This is a genomic window from Streptomyces sp. NPDC003943 (assembly GCF_053605265.1).
The window spans coordinates 70416-92430 of record NZ_JBSGIW010000014.1 but is presented as its reverse complement, the minus strand read 5'-3'; the positions used below and the strand labels follow the sequence as shown (position 1 = coordinate 92430).

The 22015-nt window shown below is 68.2% G+C and carries 34 protein-coding genes; 2 read left to right on the top strand and 32 right to left on the bottom strand.

The features are described from left to right. Positions 1-160: 160 nt before the first annotated feature. The 32 genes from truA to ACWEV0_RS08920 form a co-directional block, all read right to left on the bottom strand. Complete coding sequence (gene truA, locus ACWEV0_RS09075; protein WP_453147787.1) at positions 161-1018, bottom strand: tRNA pseudouridine(38-40) synthase TruA; 858 nt, start codon at positions 1016-1018, stop codon at positions 161-163. Between the two features lie 94 nt (positions 1019-1112). Beyond that, positions 1113-1586, bottom strand: a complete 474-nt coding sequence (gene rplQ, locus ACWEV0_RS09070) for a 50S ribosomal protein L17 (protein ID WP_453147761.1) — start codon at positions 1584-1586, stop codon at positions 1113-1115. Positions 1587-1743: 157 nt separating this feature from the next. After that, positions 1744-2766 (bottom strand): DNA-directed RNA polymerase subunit alpha, encoded by a 1023-nt coding sequence (locus tag ACWEV0_RS09065; RefSeq protein ID WP_003966937.1) that lies wholly within the window; start codon positions 2764-2766, stop codon positions 1744-1746. 142 nt (positions 2767-2908) lie between these two features. Continuing rightward, entirely contained in the window at positions 2909-3313 is a 405-nt protein-coding gene (rpsK, locus tag ACWEV0_RS09060; RefSeq protein WP_003956432.1) for a 30S ribosomal protein S11, read from the bottom strand. Between the two features lie 100 nt (positions 3314-3413). After that, complete coding sequence (gene rpsM / locus ACWEV0_RS09055) at positions 3414-3794, bottom strand: 30S ribosomal protein S13 (protein ID WP_015035595.1); 381 nt, start codon at positions 3792-3794, stop codon at positions 3414-3416. A gap of 189 nt (positions 3795-3983) precedes the next feature. Continuing rightward, positions 3984-4097 carry a 50S ribosomal protein L36 gene (rpmJ, locus tag ACWEV0_RS09050; protein ID WP_003956441.1) on the bottom strand — a complete coding sequence of 38 codons (114 nt, stop codon included), beginning with the start codon at positions 4095-4097 and terminating at the stop codon, positions 3984-3986. A 63-nt stretch (positions 4098-4160) separates the two neighbouring features. After that, entirely contained in the window at positions 4161-4382 is a 222-nt protein-coding gene (infA, locus tag ACWEV0_RS09045; protein WP_003956442.1) for a translation initiation factor IF-1, read from the bottom strand. 239 nt (positions 4383-4621) lie between these two features. Next, complete coding sequence (map, locus tag ACWEV0_RS09040; protein WP_453147759.1) at positions 4622-5473, bottom strand: type I methionyl aminopeptidase; 852 nt, start codon at positions 5471-5473, stop codon at positions 4622-4624. A 97-nt stretch (positions 5474-5570) separates the two neighbouring features. Then, entirely contained in the window at positions 5571-6218 is a 648-nt protein-coding gene (locus ACWEV0_RS09035) for an adenylate kinase (RefSeq protein ID WP_453147758.1), read from the bottom strand. Beyond that, positions 6218-7537, bottom strand: a complete 1320-nt coding sequence (gene secY, locus ACWEV0_RS09030; protein WP_453147756.1) for a preprotein translocase subunit SecY — start codon at positions 7535-7537, stop codon at positions 6218-6220. The genes ACWEV0_RS09035 and secY overlap by 1 nt, the downstream gene beginning before the upstream one ends. A 213-nt stretch (positions 7538-7750) precedes the next feature. Beyond that, complete coding sequence (gene rplO, locus ACWEV0_RS09025; protein ID WP_169088488.1) at positions 7751-8206, bottom strand: 50S ribosomal protein L15; 456 nt, start codon at positions 8204-8206, stop codon at positions 7751-7753. Between the two features lie 2 nt (positions 8207-8208). Beyond that, entirely contained in the window at positions 8209-8391 is a 183-nt protein-coding gene (gene rpmD / locus ACWEV0_RS09020; protein WP_005313525.1) for a 50S ribosomal protein L30, read from the bottom strand. Further along, positions 8391-8996 carry a 30S ribosomal protein S5 gene (rpsE, locus tag ACWEV0_RS09015; protein WP_005313527.1) on the bottom strand — a complete coding sequence of 202 codons (606 nt, stop codon included), beginning with the start codon at positions 8994-8996 and terminating at the stop codon, positions 8391-8393. Before rpsE ends, rpmD begins: the two co-directional genes overlap by 1 nt. A 45-nt stretch (positions 8997-9041) precedes the next feature. After that, complete coding sequence (rplR, locus tag ACWEV0_RS09010; protein ID WP_030759358.1) at positions 9042-9425, bottom strand: 50S ribosomal protein L18; 384 nt, start codon at positions 9423-9425, stop codon at positions 9042-9044. Positions 9426-9428: 3 nt separating this feature from the next. Continuing rightward, a complete protein-coding gene (gene rplF / locus ACWEV0_RS09005) occupies positions 9429-9968 on the bottom strand; it encodes a 50S ribosomal protein L6 (RefSeq protein WP_265864050.1) in 540 nt (179 codons plus the stop codon). 20 nt (positions 9969-9988) lie between these two features. After that, positions 9989-10387: a 30S ribosomal protein S8 gene (rpsH, locus tag ACWEV0_RS09000; protein ID WP_132912404.1), complete on the bottom strand. Its 399-nt coding sequence runs from the start codon at positions 10385-10387 to the stop codon at positions 9989-9991. A gap of 222 nt (positions 10388-10609) precedes the next feature. Continuing rightward, positions 10610-10795, bottom strand: coding sequence for a type Z 30S ribosomal protein S14 (locus tag ACWEV0_RS08995; RefSeq protein ID WP_003956452.1), 186 nt, complete (start codon positions 10793-10795; stop codon positions 10610-10612). A gap of 5 nt (positions 10796-10800) precedes the next feature. Then, complete coding sequence (rplE, locus tag ACWEV0_RS08990; RefSeq protein ID WP_265864084.1) at positions 10801-11358, bottom strand: 50S ribosomal protein L5; 558 nt, start codon at positions 11356-11358, stop codon at positions 10801-10803. Further along, the gene (gene rplX, locus ACWEV0_RS08985) at positions 11355-11666 is read right to left on the bottom strand and encodes a 50S ribosomal protein L24 (RefSeq protein WP_030494259.1); all 312 of its coding nucleotides are present in this window, start codon (positions 11664-11666) and stop codon (positions 11355-11357) included. Before rplX ends, rplE begins: the two co-directional genes overlap by 4 nt. Positions 11667-11668: 2 nt before the next feature. Next, on the bottom strand, positions 11669-12037 hold the full coding sequence (gene rplN, locus ACWEV0_RS08980; RefSeq protein WP_003956455.1) for a 50S ribosomal protein L14: 369 nt from the start codon (positions 12035-12037) through the stop codon (positions 11669-11671). A 105-nt stretch (positions 12038-12142) separates the two neighbouring features. Then, entirely contained in the window at positions 12143-12424 is a 282-nt protein-coding gene (rpsQ, locus tag ACWEV0_RS08975) for a 30S ribosomal protein S17 (protein WP_386863973.1), read from the bottom strand. After that, entirely contained in the window at positions 12424-12648 is a 225-nt protein-coding gene (rpmC, locus tag ACWEV0_RS08970; protein ID WP_265864047.1) for a 50S ribosomal protein L29, read from the bottom strand. Before rpmC ends, rpsQ begins: the two co-directional genes overlap by 1 nt. Beyond that, positions 12648-13067, bottom strand: a complete 420-nt coding sequence (gene rplP, locus ACWEV0_RS08965; RefSeq protein ID WP_030494257.1) for a 50S ribosomal protein L16 — start codon at positions 13065-13067, stop codon at positions 12648-12650. The genes rpmC and rplP overlap by 1 nt, the downstream gene beginning before the upstream one ends. Before the next feature lie 5 nt (positions 13068-13072). Beyond that, positions 13073-13900 carry a 30S ribosomal protein S3 gene (gene rpsC / locus ACWEV0_RS08960; RefSeq protein WP_128985132.1) on the bottom strand — a complete coding sequence of 276 codons (828 nt, stop codon included), beginning with the start codon at positions 13898-13900 and terminating at the stop codon, positions 13073-13075. Next, positions 13900-14247: a 50S ribosomal protein L22 gene (gene rplV, locus ACWEV0_RS08955; RefSeq protein WP_030359020.1), complete on the bottom strand. Its 348-nt coding sequence runs from the start codon at positions 14245-14247 to the stop codon at positions 13900-13902. The genes rpsC and rplV overlap by 1 nt, the downstream gene beginning before the upstream one ends. 44 nt (positions 14248-14291) lie before the next feature. Then, on the bottom strand, positions 14292-14573 hold the full coding sequence (gene rpsS / locus ACWEV0_RS08950; RefSeq protein ID WP_030759378.1) for a 30S ribosomal protein S19: 282 nt from the start codon (positions 14571-14573) through the stop codon (positions 14292-14294). Between the two features lie 12 nt (positions 14574-14585). Further along, on the bottom strand, positions 14586-15422 hold the full coding sequence (gene rplB / locus ACWEV0_RS08945) for a 50S ribosomal protein L2 (protein ID WP_282694360.1): 837 nt from the start codon (positions 15420-15422) through the stop codon (positions 14586-14588). Positions 15423-15461: 39 nt separating this feature from the next. Beyond that, positions 15462-15779 (bottom strand): 50S ribosomal protein L23, encoded by a 318-nt coding sequence (gene rplW, locus ACWEV0_RS08940; protein WP_403795456.1) that lies wholly within the window; start codon positions 15777-15779, stop codon positions 15462-15464. Then, the gene (rplD, locus tag ACWEV0_RS08935) at positions 15779-16429 is read right to left on the bottom strand and encodes a 50S ribosomal protein L4 (protein WP_403795454.1); all 651 of its coding nucleotides are present in this window, start codon (positions 16427-16429) and stop codon (positions 15779-15781) included. The genes rplW and rplD overlap by 1 nt, the downstream gene beginning before the upstream one ends. A 4-nt stretch (positions 16430-16433) precedes the next feature. After that, positions 16434-17078: a 50S ribosomal protein L3 gene (rplC, locus tag ACWEV0_RS08930; RefSeq protein ID WP_189948240.1), complete on the bottom strand. Its 645-nt coding sequence runs from the start codon at positions 17076-17078 to the stop codon at positions 16434-16436. A gap of 13 nt (positions 17079-17091) precedes the next feature. Then, a complete protein-coding gene (gene rpsJ / locus ACWEV0_RS08925; protein WP_003948644.1) occupies positions 17092-17400 on the bottom strand; it encodes a 30S ribosomal protein S10 in 309 nt (102 codons plus the stop codon). Positions 17401-17822: 422 nt separating this feature from the next. Beyond that, positions 17823-19016 (bottom strand): hypothetical protein, encoded by a 1194-nt coding sequence (locus ACWEV0_RS08920; RefSeq protein WP_453147750.1) that lies wholly within the window; start codon positions 19014-19016, stop codon positions 17823-17825. 131 nt (positions 19017-19147) lie between these two features. Here ACWEV0_RS08920 and ACWEV0_RS08915 point away from each other — a divergent pair, with 131 nt between their 5' ends. Together ACWEV0_RS08915 and ACWEV0_RS08910 are read left to right on the top strand one after the other, a co-directional pair. Beyond that, entirely contained in the window at positions 19148-19942 is a 795-nt protein-coding gene (locus ACWEV0_RS08915; protein WP_453147748.1) for an RNA repair domain-containing protein, read from the top strand. A gap of 76 nt (positions 19943-20018) precedes the next feature. Beyond that, on the top strand, positions 20019-22010 hold the full coding sequence (locus ACWEV0_RS08910) for a PIG-L family deacetylase (protein ID WP_453147746.1): 1992 nt from the start codon (positions 20019-20021) through the stop codon (positions 22008-22010). The last annotated feature ends 5 nt before the right edge of the window (positions 22011-22015 follow it).

Genomic DNA, 22015 nt, shown 5'->3' with positions numbered 1-22015 from the left:
GCGCAGCGAACGAAGCGACGTGCGGAAACGTAAGCCGGGGCGGGAGGGGCAGGGGCGCGACGCGACCGAAGGATAAGTGCTTTTAGCCCGATTTGCCTTATTTGATGAAGGTCGGCATCAGCCGATCAGCACAAACCGGGCAACGGCTGACCGGCCTCCGTCAGCAGCAGCCGGCGCTGCCCGGCAGCGACCGCTTGTTCCGCGCCTGACGGCTGCGCGCGGCGAGCTGGTCGTCGGCCGGGTAGCCGACCTCCTCCAGGGTGAGGCCGTGCGGCCGTACGACATGCACGGCCGAGTCCCGCACACCCGCGGCCAGCACCTTCGCGGGCCACTCCACCGGGCGGTGGCCGTCGCCGACGAACAGCAGCGCGCCCACCAGCGAGCGGACCATGTTGTGGCAGAAGGCGTCGGCCTTGACCGTGGCCTCCAGGATCCCGTCGGGGCGGCGCTCCCAGCGCAGCTCCTGCAGGGTGCGGATGGTGGTGGCACCCTCGCGCTTCTTGCAGTACGCGGCGAAGTCGTGCTCGCCGACGAGCCGCTCGGCCGCCGCGTTCATGGCGTCCATGTCGAGGGTCCAGTCGTGCCACAGGACGTGGCCGCGGAGCAGCGGGTCGACACCGCCCGGGTGGTCGGTGACCCGGTAGGCGTAACGGCGCCAGATGGCCGCGAACCGCGCGTTGAAGCCCGCCGGGGCCTCGGTCAGGCGCCAGATCCGCACGTCGTGCGGGAGCCGCCCGGCCATCCGCCGGAGCAGCTTCTCGCGGTGCTCCTGCCACAGCTCCTCGGGCAGGTCGACGTGCGCGACCTGCCCGCGCGCGTGCACGCCGGCGTCGGTACGGCCGGCGACGGTCAGCTCGTACGTCTCCTGGGAGCGGGTCACGGTGCGCAGGGCGTCCTCGATCTCGCCCTGGACGGTGCGCTGGCCGCGGGCCTGCTTGGCCCAGCCGGAGAAGTCCTTGCCGTCGTAGGACAGGTCGAGCCGGATCCGTACGAATCCGGGCTGCACATCGTCACGCACGTCAGTCACGCCGTAAATCCTCTCAAACACACGGGAGCGGGCCCGCACCCCTGGGGGTACGGGCCCGCAACACGAGACGAGATCGTCAGAACGCTCAGGCGTCCTGCGCGTCCTCGGCCTTGGTCTCCTCGACCGCGGCGGCCTCGTCGGCCTCCTTGACGGCGCGCTTGGTGGCGGCCTCGGCCTCGGCGACGGTCGCCTTCTTGGCGATCTCGCCCTCGACGAGCTCGATCACGGCCATCGGGGCGTTGTCGCCACGACGGTTGCCGATCTTGGTGATACGGGTGTAACCACCCGGACGCTCCGAGTAGCGCGGGGCGATCTCGGTGAAGAGCGTGTGGACGACGCCCTTGTCCGTGATCGTCTGCAGCACCAGGCGACGGTTGTGGATGTCGCCCTTCTTCGCCTTGGTGATCAGGCGCTCGGCGACCGGACGCAGGCGACGGGCCTTGGCCTCGGTGGTGGTGATGCGGCCGTGCTCGAAGAGCGACTTCGCCAGGTTGGCGAGGAGCAGCTTCTCGTGCGCGGCGGAACCGCCGAGGCGGGCACCCTTCGCGGGACGCGGCATGGTGTTTCTCCTTGAGATCTGCACCGGCCGTATCAGGTACCGGTGTCAGTATCCGAGCAGGCGGTCGCCTGTCGGAGACCCGCGCCCCCGAAGGGGCGCGGGGTGGTATCGATCTGCGGCCGGGCCGCGCGGGCGCGACCGGCCGCAGCCGATGGTCTTAGTACTGCTCGGTCTCGACGAAGCCGGCGTCGGCGTCGTCGTCCGCGCCGAACGCGTCGGCGGCGGCGGTCGGGTCGAACCCGGGCGGGCTGTCCTTGAGGGCCAGGCCCATGCCGGCCAGCTTCGCCTTGACCTCGTCGATCGACTTCGCACCGAAGTTGCGGATGTCGAGCAGGTCGGCCTCGGAGCGGGCGACGAGCTCACCCACGGAGTGGATGCCCTCGCGCTTGAGGCAGTTGTAGGAGCGGACCGTGAGCTCCAGCTCCTCGATCGGCAGCGCCAGGTCGGCGGCCAGGGCGGCGTCCGTCGGGGACGGACCCATGTCGATGCCCTCGGCGTCGATGTTCAGCTCGCGGGCGAGACCGAACAGCTCGACCAGGGTCTTGCCGGCGGACGCCATGGCGTCACGCGGGCGCATGGCCTGCTTGGTCTCGACGTCGACGATGAGCTTGTCGAAGTCGGTGCGCTGCTCGACTCGGGTCGCCTCGACCTTGTAGGTGACCTTGAGAACCGGCGAGTAGATGGAGTCGACCGGGATACGGCCGATCTCCTGGCCCACCTGCTTGTTCTGGACGGCGGAGACGTAGCCGCGACCGCGCTCGACGGTCAGCTCCATCTCCAGCTTGCCCTTGCCGTTGAGCGTGGCGAGGACCAGGTCGGGGTTGTGCACCTCGACACCGGCCGGCGGGGCGATGTCGGCGGCGGTGACCAGACCCGGGCCCTGCTTGCGCAGGTACATCACGACCGGCTCGTCGTGCTCCGAGGAGACGACCAGCTGCTTGATGTTCAGGATGAGGTCGGTGACGTCCTCCTTGACGCCCGGCACGGTGGTGAACTCGTGCAGGACACCGTCGATGCGGATGCTGGTGACAGCAGCGCCGGGGATCGACGAGAGGAGCGTGCGGCGGAGCGAGTTGCCGAGGGTGTAGCCGAAGCCCGGCTCCAGCGGCTCGATGACGAACCGGGAACGGAACTCGTCGACGACCTCTTCGGTCAGCGAAGGACGCTGAGCGATAAGCATGTCTTCGTTTCCTTCGTTTGTGGACGCCCACTATTTGACGTCCGACAGGTACTGCGAGGTACTGCCAAGGGTACGGGCGGCACGTCCCTTTGCAGGGTCGTACCGCCCGGACACTCAAAGACGCACAGGTGCGCCCGCTACGTCAGACGCGGCGGCGCTTCGGCGGACGGCAGCCGTTGTGCGGGGTGGGGGTGACGTCCTGGATCGAGCCGACCTCGAGGCCGGTGGCCTGGAGGGAGCGGATCGCGGTCTCACGGCCGGAGCCGGGACCCTTGACGAAGACGTCGACCTTGCGCATGCCGTGCTCCTGCGCGCGGCGGGCGGCCGACTCGGCGGCCATCTGCGCGGCGAAGGGGGTGGACTTGCGCGAGCCCTTGAAGCCGACGTGGCCGGCGGAGGCCCAGGAGATCACGTTGCCGGACGGGTCCGTGATCGAGACGATCGTGTTGTTGAACGTGCTCTTGATGTGCGCGTGGCCGTGAGCGACGTTCTTCTTTTCCTTGCGGCGCACCTTCTTGGCAGCGCCCTGACGACCCTTGGGGGGCATCTATAACTCCTACGGGAGGTGGTCGGTCCTGCAGCGAAGACCGTTGGAAACGCGGGGGTTCGGGGGTCGCCCCCCGAAAGACCGCAGTGTCCGCTGAGGACTACTTCTTGCCCGGCTTCTTCTTGCCGGCGATGGCGCGACGCGGGCCCTTGCGGGTACGAGCGTTCGTGCTGGTGCGCTGACCGCGGACGGGCAGGCCACGACGGTGGCGCAGACCCTGGTAGCAGCCGATCTCGACCTTGCGGCGGATGTCGGCCGCGATCTCACGGCGGAGGTCACCCTCGGTCTGGAGGTTGGCGTCCACGTACTCGCGGATCTTGACGAGGTCTTCCTCGGCAAGGTCGCGGACACGGGTGGACGGGTTCACGCCGGTAGCGGCGAGGATCTCCTCGGACCGGGTGCGCCCGATACCGAAGACGTAGGTGAGTGCGACCACCACACGCTTTTCGCGCGGGATGTCAACACCGGAAACGCGTGCCATTCAATGGCTCCTGTGTTCTCGGGGGTCTGCTGCAGAACCGCTCCCGGCTGCCGTATGAGGTACAGGTCGGGTCCCCGGCCCCCGCCGGAGGTGTCGTCAGCCGTGGAACACGGCCGGACGGGCTCTGCGTATGTACGTGTTGCTATGCGTCGCGCGAAGAACTGCGATATGCAGGTCGGTCGGCGTGCGTCAGCCCTGGCGCTGCTTGTGGCGCAGGTTGTCGCAGATGACCATGACCCGGCCGTGACGGCGGATCACCTTGCACTTGTCGCAGATCTTCTTGACGCTCGGCTTGACCTTCATGGGATGTGAGGTTCTCCGGGTCAGTGCCACCCCCCGCGCGGAACGGCGGGGTGCGAGCAAGATCTACTTGTACCGGTAGACGATCCGGCCACGCGTCAGGTCGTACGGAGACAGCTCCACGACGACCCGGTCGTCCGGGAGGATTCGGATGTAGTGCATCCGCATCTTGCCGGAGATGTGCGCGAGGACCTTGTGACCGTTCTGGAGCTCCACCTTGAACATGGCGTTCGGCAGGGACTCGATCACGGTGCCCTCGATCTCGATGGCACCTTGCTTCTTGGCCACGCTTCGCCCTTCGAATCGGCTACCTTGATCGACTCTCGCCTCCGGGTGAGGACACACGGGTACACGAGAGCCGACGCATCAGTCTACGTCAGGCCCCGTGAAAAGACGAATCCGGGGAGTTTGCCCACCGTAGAAGATCGTTACGCAGCCGGACCCGAAGGCCCGGCCCGCCCTTACGCCAGCGGGTCCGGCGTGGCCGCGCGCCCCGGCGGAGGGGCCGCCGCGGCGGATGGCGGCGACTACGCCAGCGGGTCCGGGGCCGCCGTGATGCCCATTTCCGCCAGCTTCGCCTTGCCGCCGTCGACCGCCGTGAGGACCAGCGGGCCCTCCTCCGTCAGCGCCACGCTGTGCTCCCAGTGGGAGGACCAGGTGCCGTCGGTGGTGATGACCGTCCAGTCGTCGGCGAGGACCTCGGTCTGCGGGGTGCCCAGCGAGATCATCGGCTCGATCGCGAGGCAGAAGCCGGGGACCAGCTTCGGGCCCTTGCCGCGCTTGCGGGAGACGTAGTTCAGGAGGTGCGGGTCCATGTGCATCTCGGTGCCGATGCCGTGGCCGCCGTAGTCCTCGATGATGCCGTAGCGGCCCAGGCTGTGGTCGCCCACGGCCGGGCGCGGCTGGCGCTTGATGTACGTCTCGATCGCCTTCGAGATGTCGACGAGCCGCGCACCGAGCTTCATGGCCGCGATGCCCGCCCACATCGACTCCTCGGTCACCCGGGAGAGCTCGATCAGCTCCGGCGCGTGACCGGTGCCGACGAAACAGGTGTACGCGGCGTCGCCGTGCCAGCCGTCGACGATCGCGCCGGCGTCGATGGAGATGATGTCGCCGTCCTTCAGGACGGTCTTGTCGTCCGGGATGCCGTGGACGACGACCTCGTTCACCGAGGTGCAGATGGTCGCGGGGAAGCCCCCGTACCCGAGGAAGTTCGACTTCGCCCCGTGGTCGGCGATCACCTTGCGCGCGACCTCGTCGAGGTCCTTCGTCGTGGCGCCCGGCACCGCGACCTCGCGGGTGGCCGCGTGGATGGCCGCGACGACCAGCCCCGCCTCGCGCATCTTCGCGATCTGCTCGGGGGTCTTGATCTGCACCATCTCGGCCGCGGCCTTTCTGTCGACTACAGGGGTCGGAACAACGATACGGCCGCGGCGCCCGTCCCGGGCACCGCGGCCGTATCGCAGCGATCTTGGGTTACTTCTTCAGCGCGTCCATCGCCCGCGCCGTGACCTCGTCCACCTTGCCGAGAGCGGAGATCGTCGCGACGAGCCCCTGCTTCTTGTAGTAGTCGATGATCGGCTCGGTCTGCGTGTGGTAGACCTCCAGGCGCGTGCGGACCGTCTCCTCGGAGTCGTCCGGGCGCTGGAAGAGCTCGCCGCCGCAGACGTCGCAGACGCCCGCGGTCTTCGGGGCGTTGTACGTCACATGGAAGACGTGCGCCGAGTCGTTGCGGCAGATGCGGCGACCCGCGATCCGCTTCACGACCTCGTCCTCGGGGACCTCCAGGTCCAGGACCGCGTCCAGCTGCATGCCGTCCTCCTTGAGGGCGGCGTCCAGCGCCTCGGCCTGGGCCACGTTGCGCGGGAACCCGTCGAGCAGGAAGCCCTTGACGGCGTCCGGCTGCTCCATCCGGTCCTTGGCCATCCCGATGGTCACCTCGTCCGGGACGAGCTCGCCCCGGTCCATGTAACCCTTCGCCGCGAGGCCCAGCTCCGTGCCCTGCGAGATGTTCGCACGGAACAGGTCACCCGTGGAGATGTGCGGGATGTCCAGGTTCTTGGCAAGAAACGCGGCCTGCGTTCCCTTGCCGGCCCCGGGCGGTCCGACGAGGACGATTCGCATCAGCGGAGGAACCCTTCGTAATTGCGCTGCTGGAGCTGGCTCTCGATCTGCTTCACGGTCTCCAGACCCACACCCACGATGATGAGGATGCTGGTGCCACCGAACGGGAAGTTCTGGTTGGCGCCACCGAAGCCTGCCAACGCCATCGTCGGCACGAGAGCGATCAGACCCAGATACAGCGAGCCCGGCCAAGTGATCCGGTTGAGCACGTAGCTCAGGTACTCGGCAGTAGGTCGACCAGCCCGGATACCCGGGATGAAGCCACCATACTTCTTCATGTTGTCGGCGACTTCCTCGGGGTTGAACGAGATAGCCACGTAGAAGAAGGCGAAGAAGACGATCAGAAGGAAGTAGGCGGCGATGTAATACGGGTGGTCACCCTTGACGAAGTGGGCTTCGATCCAGGTCTTCCACCCCGCGGTCGAGTTCGAGAACTGCGCGATGAGCGCCGGGATGTAGAGCAGCGACGAGGCGAAGATGACAGGAATCACACCCGCCTGGTTCACCTTCAACGGGATGTAGGTGGACGTACCGCCGTACGACCTGCGGCCGATCATGCGCTTCGCGTACTGCACCGGGATGCGGCGCTGGGCCTGCTCGACGAAGACGACGAGGGCCACCATCACGAAGCCGATGAGGATGACGGTGCCGAACTCGATCCAGCCCTTGGCGAGCTTGCCGCTCGTCTTGATGGCCCACAGGGCGCCCGGGAAGCCGGCCGCGATCGAGATGAACATGAGGATCGACATGCCGTTGCCGATGCCGCGGTCGGTGATGAGCTCGCCGAGCCACATCACGACGCCGGTGCCGGCGGTCATGGTGATGACCATGACGGCGGTGGTGAAGATCGACTGGTCCGGCACGACCTGGCTCGCGACGGTGCAACCGCTGAACAGCGCGCCGCTGCGGGCGGTGGCGACGAGGCCGGTGCCCTGGAGGATGGCGAGGGCCACGGTCAGATAACGCGTGTACTGCGTGATCTTGGCGGTGCCCGCCTGGCCCTCCTTCTTGAGGTTCTCCAGGCGCGGGATCACGACGGTCAGCAGCTGCAGGATGATGCTCGCCGTGATGTACGGCATGATGCCGAGCGCGAAGATGGTGATCTGCAGCAGCGCCCCGCCACTGAACATGTTGACCAGGCCGAACAGGCTGTTGCTGCCCTGCCTCGCCTGATCCACACACTGCTGGACGGCCTCGTAGCTGACGCCGGGGACGGGGATGTGTGCCCCGACCCGGTACAGCACGATGATGCCGAGCGTGAAGAGCAGCTTCTTGCGCAGGTCGGGCGTCTTGAACGCCCGGGCGAACGCGGTGAGCACGGTGCCTCCTGCGACCCCCGCGCACGTGCGTCAGAGGTGACGGTCTTGAGGTTCGACTGGGTAGTGATCGGTCCGAGCACCCACGGGCATACCGCACGCACTCTAGACAGTGGACGCCACCTTACCGGCGACATAGGTCCCCTAGGAACGACCAACCGGGGATGCCCCTTTTGAGAGGCATCCCCGGTCGGATGTTCAGGCCATCGAGTCGTCTCAGACGAGCTCGGTGACGGTGCCGCCGGCGGCGGCGATCTTCTCCTTGGCGGAGCCGGAGACGGCGTCGACCGTCACCTGCAGCGCCACGGAGACCTCGCCCTGGCCCAGGACCTTGACGAGCTGGTTCTTACGAACAGCACCCTTGGCGACCAGGTCGGCCACCGTGACCTCGCCACCCTGCGGGTAGAGCGCGGCCAGCTTGTCCAGGTTCACGACCTGGTACTCGGTGCGGAACGGGTTCTTGAAGCCCTTCAGCTTCGGGAGGCGCATGTGGAGCGGCATCTGGCCACCCTCGAAGCGCTCCGGAACCTGGTAGCGGGCCTTCGTGCCCTTGGTACCACGACCGGCCGTCTTACCCTTCGACGCCTCACCACGACCAACACGGGTCTTGGCGGTCTTGGCGCCCGGGGCGGGACGGAGGTTGTGGATCTTGAGCGGGTTGTTCTCCGCCATGATCAGTCGACCTCCTCAACCGTCACGAGGTGGCGGACGGTGTGCACCATGCCGCGGAACTCGGGGCGGTCCTCCTTGACGACCACGTCGTTCAGGCGCTTGAGCCCGAGCGAACGCAGGGTGTCGCGGTGGTTCTGCTTGCTGCCGATGTACGACTTCGTCTGCGTGATCTTGAGGCGAGCCATTACGCACCCGCCCCAGCACGCGCACGAAGGAGAGCCGCGGGGGCGACGTCCTCGAGCGGCAGACCGCGGCGGGCCGCGATCTCCTCGGGACGCTGCAGGCCCTTCAGGGCCGCCACGGTCGCGTGCACGATGTTGATCGCGTTGTCGGAGCCGAGCGACTTCGACAGGATGTCGTGAACGCCGGCGCACTCGAGCACGGCGCGCACCGGGCCACCGGCGATAACACCGGTACCGGGGGAAGCCGGCTTGAGCAGGACGACGCCCGCGGCCTTCTCACCCTGGATCGGGTGCGGGATGGTGCCCTGGATACGGGGGACCTTGAAGAAGTGCTTCTTGGCCTCCTCAACACCCTTGGCGATGGCGGCCGGCACCTCCTTGGCCTTGCCGTAACCGACACCCACGGTGCCGTCACCGTCGCCCACCACGACCAGCGCGGTGAAGCTGAAGCGACGACCACCCTTCACAACCTTGGCGACGCGGTTGATCGCGACAACGCGCTCAACGTACGCGGTCTTCTCGGCGGCGGCAGCGCCACCGTCGCGGCCCTTCCGGTCCCGCCGCTCGCCGCCACCGGCACCGCTACCGCGGCGCTGGGGTCCAGCCATTGGAATACCTCTCTCTGTTACGTCCGTTAGTCCCGGAACCGGGGCTTAGAACTTCAGCCCGGCTTCGCGGGCGGCGTCAGCCAGAGCGGCAATGCGCCCGGCGTACCTGTTGCCACCACGGTCGAACACGACGGCCTCGACACCGGCGGCCTTGGCGCGCTCGGCGACCAGGGCGCCGACCTGCTGGGCCTGCGAGGACTTCGAGCCCTCGCCACCGCGGATCGAAGCGTCCAGGTGGGACGCCGACGCGACGGTGTGACCCTTCAGGTCGTCGATGACCTGCGCGGTGATACCGCGGTTCGAGCGCGTCACGACGAGGCGCGGACGCTCCGCCGTACCCGACACGTTCTTGCGGATGCGCAGGTGACGGCGCGCCTTCGCAGCGCGCTTGTAAGCGTCGCCCTTGGCGATCTTGACACCGTATGCCATGGCTTACTTACCAGCCTTTCCGACCTTGCGGCGGATGACCTCGCCCGCGTACTTGACACCCTTGGCCTTGTACGGGTCGGGCTTCCGCAGCTTGCGGATGTTGGCGGCGACCTCGCCGACCTTCTGCTTGTCGATGCCCTCGACCGAGAACTTGGTCGGCGACTCGACCTTGAAGGAGATGCCCTCGGGGGCCTCCACCAGGATCGGGTGGCTGTAGCCGAGCTGGAACTCCAGGTTGGAGCCCTTCGCGGCCACGCGGTAACCGACACCGCTGATCTCGAGCGCCTTCGTGTACCCCTGGGTCACACCGGTGATCATGTTGGCCACCAGCGTGCGGGACAGGCCGTGCAGGGCCTTGTTCTGACGCTCGTCGTTCGGACGGGTGACGTTCAGAACGCCGTCCTCGCCCTTAACGATCTCGATCGGAGCGGCGACGGTGTGCGTCAGCGAGCCCTTGGAGCCCTTGACGGTGACCGTGCGGCCCTCGATGGTGACGTCCACGCCGGCGGGAACCGGGATGGGGAGCTTGCCAATGCGAGACATAGCTTTTCCTCCGTTCCCGACTACCAGACGTAGGCGAGGACTTCCCCACCCACGCCCTTCTTCTGCGCCTGCTGGCCGGTCAGGAGACCGTGGGACGTGGAGATGATCGCCACGCCCAGGCCGCCGAGAACCTTCGGCAGGTTGGTGGACTTCGCGTAAACCCGGAGGCCCGGCTTCGAGATCCGCTTGATGCCCGCGATGGAGCGCTCACGGTTCGGACCGAACTTCAGGTCGAGAACGAGGTTCTTGCCGACCTCGGCGTCCTCGACCTTCCAGCCGGTGATGAAGCCCTCCTGCTGGAGGATTTCCGCGATGTGCGACTTGATCTTGCTGTGCGGCATCGTCACGGTGTCGTGGTACGCCGAGTTCGCGTTACGCAGACGCGTGAGCATGTCTGCGATCGGATCAGTCATGGTCATGAATTGGCCTTCGGCCTCTCTCGCCGGGGTTTCCTGGTGCACCATCCCTCTCCCCGATCCGAGACGGGGCGGGTGCGGTGCGGTGGACCTACGGCGTAGTAAGTCGTAAGGGCGGCGGACGCCCAACCCTGCAAGCCTACGGCATGCGGGGAAGAGCCTCCGCCAACCCAATGCTTACCGAGAGACTCCGGTCATTCCCAACGCCCAGGGGGCGCGGGGGAATTACCAGGAGCTCTTGGTCACGCCCGGCAGCTCGCCACGGTGAGCCATCTCACGAAGGCACACGCGGCAGAGGCCGAACTTGCGGTACACGGAGTGAGGGCGGCCGCAGCGCTGGCAGCGCGTGTACGCACGCACACCGAACTTGGGCTTGCGGGCAGCCTTCGCGATGAGAGCCTTCTTCGCCATCTCGCTTACGCCTCCTTGAACGGGAAGCCGAGGTGACGCAGAAGGGCACGGCCCTCGTCGTCGTTGGTCGCCGTGGTGACCACGGTGATGTCCATACCCCGGACGCGGTCGATCTTGTCCTGGTCGATCTCGTGGAACATGACCTGCTCCGTGAGACCGAAGGTGTAGTTGCCACGGCCGTCGAACTGCTTCGGGGACAGGCCGCGGAAGTCGCGGATGCGCGGGAGCGCGAGCGACAGGGTGCGGTCCAGGAACTCCCACATGCGGTCGCCACGGAGCGTGACGTGGGCACCGATCGGCTGACCCTCACGCAGCTTGAACTGCGCGATGGACTTGCGGGCCTTGGTGACGGCCGGCTTCTGACCGGTGATCGTGGTGAGGTCGCGGATCGCGCCCTCGATCAGCTTCGAGTCACGGGCGGCGTCGCCGACACCCATGTTGACCACGATCTTCACGAGGCCGGGGATCTGCATGACGTTCTCGTACTTGAACTCGTCACGCAGCTTGCCCGCGATCTCCTCGCGGTACTTCGTCTTGAGACGCGGAGTGGTGGTAGCCATCAGATGTCCTCACCCGTCCGCTTGGCAACGCGGATCTTGTTGCCCTCGTCGTCGAAGCGGTAACCGACACGCGTGACGACCTTCTTGCCGTCCTTCTCCACGACCAGCTGGACGTTGGAGACGTGGACCGGAGCCTCGGTCGTCACGATGCCGCCGGCCTGGTTGGGGCCGGCCTTGGTGTGCTTCTTGACCCGGTTGACACCCTCGACGAGGACGCGGTTCTCAGCCGGCATGGCCGCGATGACCTTGCCCTGCTTGCCCTTGTCCTTGCCGGTGATGACCTGTACCAGGTCGCCCTTCTTGATCTTCATGCTTACAGCACCTCCGGCGCGAGCGAGATGATCTTCATGAACTTCTTCTCGCGCAGCTCACGGCCGACCGGGCCGAAGATGCGGGTGCCGCGAGGGTCGCCGTCGTTCTTCAGAATGACGGCGGCGTTCTCGTCGAAGCGGATGTACGAGCCGTCCTGGCGGCGGCGCTCCTTGACGGTGCGAACGATGACCGCCTTGACGACGTCACCCTTCTTCACGTTGCCACCGGGGATCGCGTCCTTGACGGTGGCGACGATGACGTCACCGATGCCCGCGTAGCGGCGACCCGAACCACCGAGAACACGGATGCAAAGGATCTCCTTGGCACCAGTGTTGTCGGCGACGCGAAGTCGCGACTCCTGCTGGATCACGTCTATCTCCTGATTGTCTGCCGGTTCCCGGTGGGGGCCGCTGGTCGATCAGCGGACCCCACCGAGCCTGGCGGAACTGTTCCTAGGGGGTCCCCCTAGGAGGGATTACTTGGCCTTCTCGAGGATCTCGACGACGCGCCAGTGCTTGGACGCCGAGAGCTTCCGGGTCTCCATGAGGAGGACGCGGTCGCCGACGCCGGCCTGGTTCTGCTCGTCGTGAGCCTTGAGCTTGTTCGTACGGCGGATGACCTTGCCGTACAGCGCGTGCTTGACGCGGTCCTCGACAGCGACGACGACGGTCTTGTCCATCTTGTCGCTGACGACGAGGCCCTCACGGACCTTGCGGGCGTTGCGCTCGGTCTTCTCAGTCACGTTGTTCTCGCTCATCAGGCGTTCTCCACCGTCTCGATGCCCAGCTCGCGCTCACGCATCAGGGTGTAGATCCGGGCGATGTCCTTACGGACGGACTTGAGCCGACCGTGGTTCTCGAGCTGGCCCGTCGCCGCCTGGAAGCGGAGGTTGAACAGCTCTTCCTTGGCCTCGCGGAGCTTGCCAACAAGCTCCTCGTTGCCCAGCTCGCGCAGCTCGGACGCCTTGGTACCGGCCGACATCACAGCTCACCTGCCTCGCGCTTAACGATCTTGCACTTCATCGGCAGCTTGTGAGCCGCACGAGTCAGAGCCTCACGCGCGATCTTCTCGTTCGGGTAGGACAGCTCGAACATCACCCGACCGGGCTTGACGTTCGCGATCCACCACTCCGGGGAACCCTTACCGGAACCCATGCGGGTCTCGGCAGGCTTCTTCGTGAGCGGACGGTCCGGGTAGATGTTGATCCAGACCTTGCCGCCACGCTTGATGTGGCGGGTCATCGCGATACGCGCGGCCTCGATCTGGCGGTTGGTCACGTAGGCCGGGGTGAGGGCCTGAATGCCGTACTCGCCGAACGCAACCTGCGTGCCACCCTTGGACATACCGTTGCGCTTCGGGTGGTGCTGCTTGCGGTGCTTGACCCTACGGGGGATCAGCATTTCGGTCAGGCCTCCGTTCCGGTGCTCTCAGCAGCCGGAGCGGCGGCGGCGTCGGCCTTGGGGGCCTCGGCAGCGGGAGCCTGCTGCGGCTTGCGACCGCGACCGCCACGCTCGCCACCGCGGCCACCACGGGCCGGGCGGTCAGCGCCACCACGGGCCGGGCGGTTGCCGGCGCGGGCAGCAGCGTTCTCGGCGCGGACCTCGGCGATGTTCTTGACGTCGCCCTTGTAGATCCAGACCTTCACGCCGATGCGGCCGAAGGTCGTCTTGGCCTCGAAGAAGCCGTACTCGACGTTCGCGCGGAGCGTGTGCAGCGGCACACGGCCCTCGCGGTAGAACTCCGAGCGGGACATCTCGGCGCCGCCGAGACGGCCACCACACTGGATCTTGATGCCCTTGGCGCCGGCCTTCATGGCGGACTGCATGCTCTTGCGCATGGCCCGACGGAAGGAGACGCGGGAGGACAGCTGCTCGGCGACGGCCTGGGCCACCAGCTGAGCGTCGACCTCGGGGTTCTTGACCTCGAGGATGTTCAGCTGGACCTGCTTGCCGGTCAGCTTCTCCAGCTGGCCACGGATCTTGTCGGCCTCGGCGCCACGGCGACCGATGACAATGCCCGGGCGAGCGGTGTGGATGTCAACGCGGACGCGGTCGCGGGTGCGCTCGATCTCAACCTTCGAGATGCCGGCGCGCTCCATGCCGGACGTCAGCATCCGGCGGATGGCGACGTCTTCCTTGACGTAGTCCTTGTACAGCTTGTCGGCGTACCAGCGGGACTTGAAGTCCGTGGTGATGCCGAGCCGGAACCCATGCGGGTTAACCTTCTGGCCCATTACCGGGTTCCTTCCTTGCTGCTGACGACCACGGTGATGTGGCTGGTCCGCTTGCGGATCCGGTAGGCACGGCCCTGGGCACGCGGACGGAACCGCTTCAGGGTCGGACCCTCGTCGACGAACGCCTCGCTGATGAACAGCGAAGAGGCGTCCGTGTGGTCGTAGTTGTGCGCGGCGTTGGCGATGGCGCTGTCGAGCACCTTGCCGACCGGCACGGAGGCTGCCTGCGGAGCGAATCGCAGAACAGCCTGAGCCTCCGTGGCATCCATGCCACGGATAAGGTCCACCACGCGGCGGGCCTTCATGGGCGTAACGCGGATGTACCGCGCCTGGGCCCTGGCTTCCATGGTTGTCCCTCTCAGTTACTTACGAATCTGAATGCGATCCGCTACTAGCGGCGCTTCGACTTCCGGTCTTCCTTGACGTGACCCCGGAAGGTGCGCGTCGGCGAGAACTCGCCGAGCTTGTGGCCGACCATCGACTCGGTGACGAACACCGGGACGTGGGTCTTGCCGTTGTGCACCGCGATCGTGTGCCCGAGCATCGCCGGGATGATCATGGAGCGACGGGACCAGGTCTTGATGACGTTCTTGGTACCGGCTTCGTTCTGGGCGTCCACCTTCTTGATGAGGTGGCCGTCGACGAAGGGTCCCTTCTTGAGACTGCGCGGCATCTAAACCCGCTCCTAGCGCTTCTTGTTCGTCTTGCGGCGGCGGACGATGTACTTGTTCGAAGCCTTCTTCGGCGAACGAGTACGACCCTCCTTCTGACCCCACGGGGAGACCGGGTGACGACCACCGGAGGTCTTGCCCTCACCACCACCGTGCGGGTGGTCAACCGGGTTCATCGCCACACCGCGAACGGTCGGGCGAACGCCCAGCCAGCGCTTGCGGCCGGCCTTACCCCAGTTGATGTTCGACTGCTCGGCGTTGCCGACCTCACCGATGGTGGCGCGGCAGCGGGCGTCGACCAGACGGATCTCGCCGGAAGGCATGCGGAGGTGGGCCATGGTGCCCTCCTTCGCGAGCAGCTGCACGGAGGCACCTGCGGAGCGGGCGAACTTGGCGCCACCGCCGGGACGGAGCTCGATCGCGTGGATCGTGGTACCGACCGGGATGTTGCGGAGGGCCAGGTTGTTGCCGGGCTTGATGTCGGCCGTGGGGCCGTTCTCAACCCGGTCGCCCTGCGAGAGACCACGCGGGGCGATGATGTAGCGCTTCTCGCCGTCCGCGTAGTGGAGCAGCGCGATGCGCGCGGTGCGGTTGGGGTCGTACTCGATGTGAGCGACCTTGGCCGGCACGCCGTCCTTGTCGTGACGACGGAAGTCGATCACACGGTAGGCGCGCTTGTGGCCACCGCCCTGGTGACGGACGGTCACACGACCGGTGTTGTTACGGCCACCCTTGCTGTGCAGCGGGCGGACCAGCGACTTCTCCGGCGTGGACCGCGTGATCTCGACGAAGTCGGCTACGGAGGCGCCACGACGGCCCGGCGTAGTCGGCTTGTACTTGCGGATACCCATTTCTCAGTCCTCGTCCGATATCGGACGACTCGACCGCCCTTAGGCGGCCGGGCCGCCGAAGATGTCGATTCGGTTGCCCTCAGCAAGGGTCACGATGGCGCGCTTGGTGTTGGCGCGCTTGCCGAAACCGGTGCGGGTGCGCTTGCGCTTGCCCTGGCGGTTGATCGTGTTGACCCCGGCGACCTTGACCGAGAAGACCGCCTCGACGGCCTGCTTGATCTGGGTCTTGTTGGCGGTGGGCGCGACGATGAACGTGTACTTGTTCTCGTCGAGCAGCGCGTAGCTCTTCTCGGAGACAACCGGCTTGACGAGGATGTCGCGCGGGTCCGTGAAGGTCTTGCTGGTGATCTCGGCCATCAGGCTTCGTTCCCCTCGTTGTCAGCGGCCTTGGGGCCAGACACGAAGGACTCGAACGCGGCCTGGGTGAAGACCACGTCGTCAGAGCGCATCACGTCGTACGTGTTCAGCTGGCCCGGCTCCAGGATGTGCACCTGGGGCAGGTTGCGGGCGGACAGCCACGCGGCCTCGTCGGTGCGCTCGGCGACCAGGAGCAGGTTCTTGCGCTCCGAGATCTTGCCGAACAGCGTCTTGGCGGCCTTGGTGGAGACGCCACCCTCGACCACGCCGGAGACGACGTGGATACGGGAGTGGTTCGCCCGGTCGGAGAGGGCACCGCGGAGGGCGGCGGCCTTCATCTTCTTCGGGGTCCGCTGCGAGTAGTCACGCGGCACGGGACCGTGCACGACGCCACCACCGGCGAACTGCGGGGCGCGGGTCGAACCCTGGCGGGCGCGGCCGGTGCCCTTCTGGCGGTAAGGCTTCTTGCCACCACCGCGGACCTCGCCACGCGTCTTGGTCTTGTGGGTGCCCTGGCGGGCAGCCGCAAGCTGCGCGACGACGACCTGGTGGATCAGCGGAACGCTGATCTTGGCGTCGAAGATCTCGGCCGGGAGCTCGACGGTCCCGGTCTTGTCGCCGGAGGGCGACAGAATGTCAATGGTGCTCATATCCTCAGGCCCCCTTGGCCGCGGTGCGGACCAGGACGAGGCCGCCGTTCGGACCAGGAACCGCGCCCTTGATGAGCAGCAGGCCCTTCTCCGCGTCAACGGCGTGAACGGTCAGGTTCTGGGTGGTCACGCGCTCGTTGCCCATGCGGCCGGCCATGCGCATGCCCTTGAAGACGCGGCCCGGGGTGGCGCAGCCACCGATCGAACCGGGCTTGCGGTGCACGCGGTGGGCACCGTGGGAAGCCTTGCCACCACGGAAGTTGTGGCGCTTCATGACACCGGCGAAGCCCTTGCCCTTGCTCTTGCCGGTCACGTCGACCTTGATGCCCGCCTCGAAGACCTCGGCGGTGATCTCCTGGCCGAGGGTGTACTCGCTGGCGTCAGCGGTACGGATCTCGACGAGGTGACGGCGCGGGGTGACGTCGGCCTTGGCGAAGTGGCCCTTGAGGGGCTTGTTCACCTTGCGCGGGTCGATCTCGCCGAAGGCGATCTGGACCGACTCGTAGCCGTCGACGTCGTTCGTACGCACCTGGGTCACGACATTCGGGCCGGCCTTGACGACGGTCACCGGGACGACCCGGTTGTTCTCGTCCCAGACCTGCGTCATGCCGAGCTTCTCGCCCAGGATGCCCTTGATGTTCTTAGCCATCTCGCGCGTCACCTCAGAGCTTGATCTCGATGTCGACACCAGCCGGCAGGTCGAGGCGCATGAGCGAGTCAACCGTCTTCGGCGTGGGGTCGAGGATGTCGATGAGGCGCTTGTGCGTGCGCATCTCGAAGTGCTCGCGCGAGTCCTTGTACTTGTGCGGCGACTTGATGACGCAGTACACGTTCTTCTCAGTGGGCAGCGGCACCGGGCCCGCGACCGACGCACCAGTGCGGGTCACCGTCTCGACGATCTTCTTCGCCGAGGAGTCGATGACCTCGTGGTCGTAGGCCTTGAGCCGGATGCGGATCTTCTGTCCCGCCATGGCTACTCAGTAGTCCTTTGTCTCGTAAAACGCTCTGGAACCCGGGGGTTCTACCGACTCCTCCTCCGACCCACGCGGTCGGGCGTGTCGCACTCCCTCTACGAAGAACTCCCGAAGGATTTCCCAACCAAGGGGGTACGGGCCCTGAAAACCCGCGAAGCCGGGGGTGGAACACCCACCGGGCGCCTGGCTGGTACCCCGCTGACACTTCCCGGAAGATTCCCGTACGTCCGCCCCTGAGCAGGGGCGACGAGTACTGTGGGACTCGCTTCCAGTCCTCCCGGCGGGAGGCGCGCAGCATCGGCACTCAACCGAGCAACCCCGTTAGTCTGCCATACGGGGGCTAGTGGCCGCCAATCGGGGCGAAGACTGTACCCCACGTCACGGTGGGGTACACACAGGGTCCGGCTGGGGGCGCGGCGTCAGCTGCGCGTGACGGTGCCGCACTCGCGCGGCAGCTCGTCGAGGGCCTTGCTCCGGTCGTACGGGTCGACCGCCGGGCCCGACTGGCTCGGCTGCGGCAGCGCGGCGCGGTCCTCGTCGAAGGTGGGCCGGAGGAAACCGTTGCCCGGACGCCCGCAGTCGTTGTTGCCGAACTGCGCGTCCCAGTCGGTCACGCCCAGCTTGCCCGGGGTGACGCGGAACCTCGCCGGGTCGGCGAACGAGAACGTGAGCTCGCGACGGATGATCGACCGCTCCACCGCGTCGGCGCCCGGCCGCGCCTTCACGACGGGGTACACGAAGGTGTAGTCGGTGTGGACGAGCACCTGCCCGCTGTCCTTGCCCGTGCCCTTCTCCACGCTCATCCGCCCCCGGGTCTTCACGACGGAGCCCACGACCCGCACCTCGGACGGGTCGAACCGGCTGAAGGCGATCGTGGGGTCGTGCTTCTCCGTGGGCCGGGCCAGCGCCTGTTCCAGCTCGGACCGCACGGTCCCGTACTTCGGGTCGATCAGCTTCAGCGCCGCGCTCGGCCTGCCGCCCTTGAGCACCGCCGGGTCCAGGTTCGCCTCGACCAGGAACTCCTTGGAGAGCTTCAGGGCGTCCGCGACCTGCTTCTTCGACATCCAGCCCGTCGCCTTCGCCTCCGGCAGTTCGATGCCCGCCGCGCCGTCCGCCCAGCGCAGGGCCGGGGAGCCCTTGAAGGGTTCCTTCAGGGTCGGGCGGTCCGGGTCGACCTCGTCCGGCGCGGCCGTGGGGCGGGCGGTCTCGGCGGCGAGGGGGGTGGTGTCACCGGGGTGGTCGGTCCAGCTGCTCGGGAGCGCCGAGGTCACGCCGTCCGGCAGCACGCCGGTGACCAGCTGCGGGCGTACGGCGACGATCGCCACCGCGGCCGCCAGGGCGATGCCCAGGACCCCCTTGAGCCTGCGCTTGCGGGCGGCGCGGCCGTTCATCTCCTGCCAGGCCGGGCCGGTGCGCCAGCCCGCCGGTTCCTGGCGCTTCGGCGCCTTGGGCGCCTTCGCCGGCCTCGGCGGCTTCGGCGGCTTCTTCGGCTTGACCTTGCGCAGCGCCTTCGACTGCTCCTCCGTGCCGAGGCCCTGCTCGCGCGCGCTCTCGACGAACGAGGCCCATTCCTCGTCGGAGACCGACGGCTTGTCCGACGGCTTGTCACTCATGTCGCGTCCCACCCCTGTGCTGCGTACCGCGTACTGCGAAGCGGACGCTCTCACACCGCCGGACGGGCGGAAAACGCAGGTCAGAGCTCTTGATCAGTTCGTGACCGGTCGAATCCGGGCAGACCCGGAGTATGCGCACCAGCGACGAGGTCTACCACCGGGTGCTCTGGGATCCGCGCCTCGACGCCGAGCGCTTCGTCATGGGGATCGCCGAGCGCGGCGGCGCCGGGCCGACCCGCGTGGATCTGGTCGACTTCGTGCCCGGCGGCGAGATCCCGTGGCACCGGGTGGTGTTCTTCGAGGCGGACGGAGAGGTCGTCTGGGACCGGGCGGCGCATGTCGACCGGCTCGACGAGTCGGCGGCGGGCCGGGTGCACGCCGACGTGCTCGCCGCGGCGCCGACGTACCGGACCGCCGTCGCCTGGCTGCCGCCGGACTGGCTGTGGCCGGCGATCCAGGACATCCGGCGGGTGCACGACCGGCAGATCCGGCGCTGGCCGCCGCACGTCAACGTGGTGTACGGGTTCGTGCCCGAGTCCGCGTTCCTGCAGGCGATCCCGCTGGTCGCGGCCGCGCTGCGGACCGTGGAGCCGTTCCGGGCCCGGCTGCAGGGCGTGCGCTGGTTCCGGCACCGCACGGACGCCACGGTGTGGCTCGACCCGGCCGCGGCGGGGAACGAGCCCTGGCTGCGGATGCGGGAGGCGCTGGAGGAGCGCTTCCCGCTCTGCGTCGACACCCGGGCCTTCACCCCGCACCTGTCCCTCGGCCGCTCCCGTACGCCCGCCGCCCTCGCCGCCGAGTGCGCGGACCTGTTGGGGACGGCGAGCGTCCGCGTGGACGAGCTGGTGCTGCTGGCCAGGCGCGGCGACGAGCCCATGCGGGTGCGTGCCACGGTGCCGCTCGGCGGAGCCTCCGCAGCGGGTTGAACCCCTGACCCCGAAAATCCGTCTAGCCAGGCGCACGAGCTCGGCACGGAACACGCACACGGGGGACACAGGACCGGTGGACAGCAGAAGAGTGGCGCGGCGCACCGTGCTCGCGGGAGCGGCCCTCGCGGCCGTCGCCGGATGCTCCGTACCCCAGCCGCCGCGGACCACCCGGTCCGCCGATCCGGCGCCGGGCCGGCCGATAGCGACGGGCCGCCGGGCACTGCTCATGCAGTTCGCCGCGCACCCGGACGACGACCTGTACTTCATGAACCCGGACAGCCAGCGGCTGCTCGACGCCGGGGTGCCGCTGGTCTCCGTGTACGTGACCGCGGGCGAGCACATCGGCAAGAACGGGCTGCCGGGCATGCCGCAGGCCAAGCCCGACAAGGCCGCCTACTCCTCCGCGCGCCACCAGGGCCTGCGCCAGGCGTACGCGGAGGCGCTCGGACTGGACAGGTTCACGGCCTGGGACCGGCGGACGATCGCGCTGGCGGGCGGGCGGCACGCCGAGCTGGACGTCCTGGAGCACGCCGGACGCCGGGTCGAGCTGGTCTTCCTGAACCTGCCCATGCACACCCCGCGCCACTACATGGCCGTGCCCGCGCTGTGGCAGGACCGGGCCCTGGAGCTGCGCACGCATCTGTCCGCCGGCTCCCCCGTCACCCGCGCCGACACCTACGACCACGAGCAGCTGATCGAGGTCCTGGCCGGGCTGCTCGCCGCGTACCGGCCGACCGTGGTGCACACCCTCGACCCGGACCCGGACATCCAGACCGGTGACATCGCCTCCGCCAAGCGCGACAGCGAGCAGCCCGGCTACTCCGACCACGGCGACCACACCGCCGTCGCCTGCTTCACCTGGGCGGCGCTGCTGCGCTGGGTCGCCGACGCCACGGCGGACGGCGGGCCGGTGCCGGCGTTCACGACGACCGGCTTCCGCGGCTACTACAACCGCCACTGGCCCAAGAACCTGCCGCCGCGGGTCCTGAAGGAGAAGGCCGCGCATCTCGTCCCGTACGGCGGCGACCCGTCCTGGCAGTGCGGCAATCCGGGCGGCTGCGGCGACTACGGGCAGGGCGGCGACCGGCCGCTCACCAACCGCAAGGGCTGGGTGCGCGCCACCCACCACCGCTGGCCCGGTGCCCGTCCGGCGCTCACCGAGGAGCCGGGCGGCCGGCTCGCCGCGTACGGGGTGCTGGGCCTGCGCGCGGTCCGCTGGCGGGAGACCGCGCCGCACTCCGGGGTGTGGGGCGAGCCAGAGGACCTGGGCGGCGGGCCGCTGGTGCCCGCGCTCGGCTCGGCGGTGCTCGGCGACGGGCGGCTGCTGCTCTTCGGCGTGCGGTTCGCGGCGCTCGAAGGGCGTGGCGGCGCCGACCGGCGCGAGCTGGTGCTCCTGGAGCAGCGCTCCCCCGGCGGGCCCTTCCTCGCCTGGCGGGGTCTCGGCAACCCGGAGCGGGACGCCGACCGGGGCCGCCGAATCGGTTCGCCGGTGGCGGTGGCGGCGCCGGACGGCCGGGTCCACCTCTTCGTGCGGAACGCGGACAAGGGTGTCTCCACCCGCGTCCGGGCCGCCGACGGCGGCTGGGGCCCGTGGCGGGACCTGTCGGCTCCGGAGGAGATCCAGGACGGTCTGACGGCCCTGGTCGACACGCGTGGCCGGGTGCATCTGCTCGCGGCAGGCCGGACGGGCGTACGGCACTGGGTGGACGGGCGTCTCGTGGCCCCGCTGCCGCTCGCGGGCGACCCGGTCGCGGCGGTCCCGGCGGCGGGCCCGGACGGCGTCCAGGTCTTCTACCGCGCTCCCGCCGAGGGCCGGCTGCGCGCCACGCAGGGTGCGGCGCCCGCCTTCGACGGCTACGGCGACCTCGTCGCCGCCCCCGGCCCCGGCCCGGACCCGGTCCTGCTCGGCCGCGATCCGCGCGGCCGGATCCAGCTGCGCCGGGCGCGCACGCTCTTCGTCCGTACCCAGGGGATGGTCCCGGCCGGCGATCCGGCGCTGTACGGGGCCGGCACGGTGGTCGGGTTGGGGGCGGACGCTCGGCCGTGGGTGTGGCGGCCGCGCTGACCCCC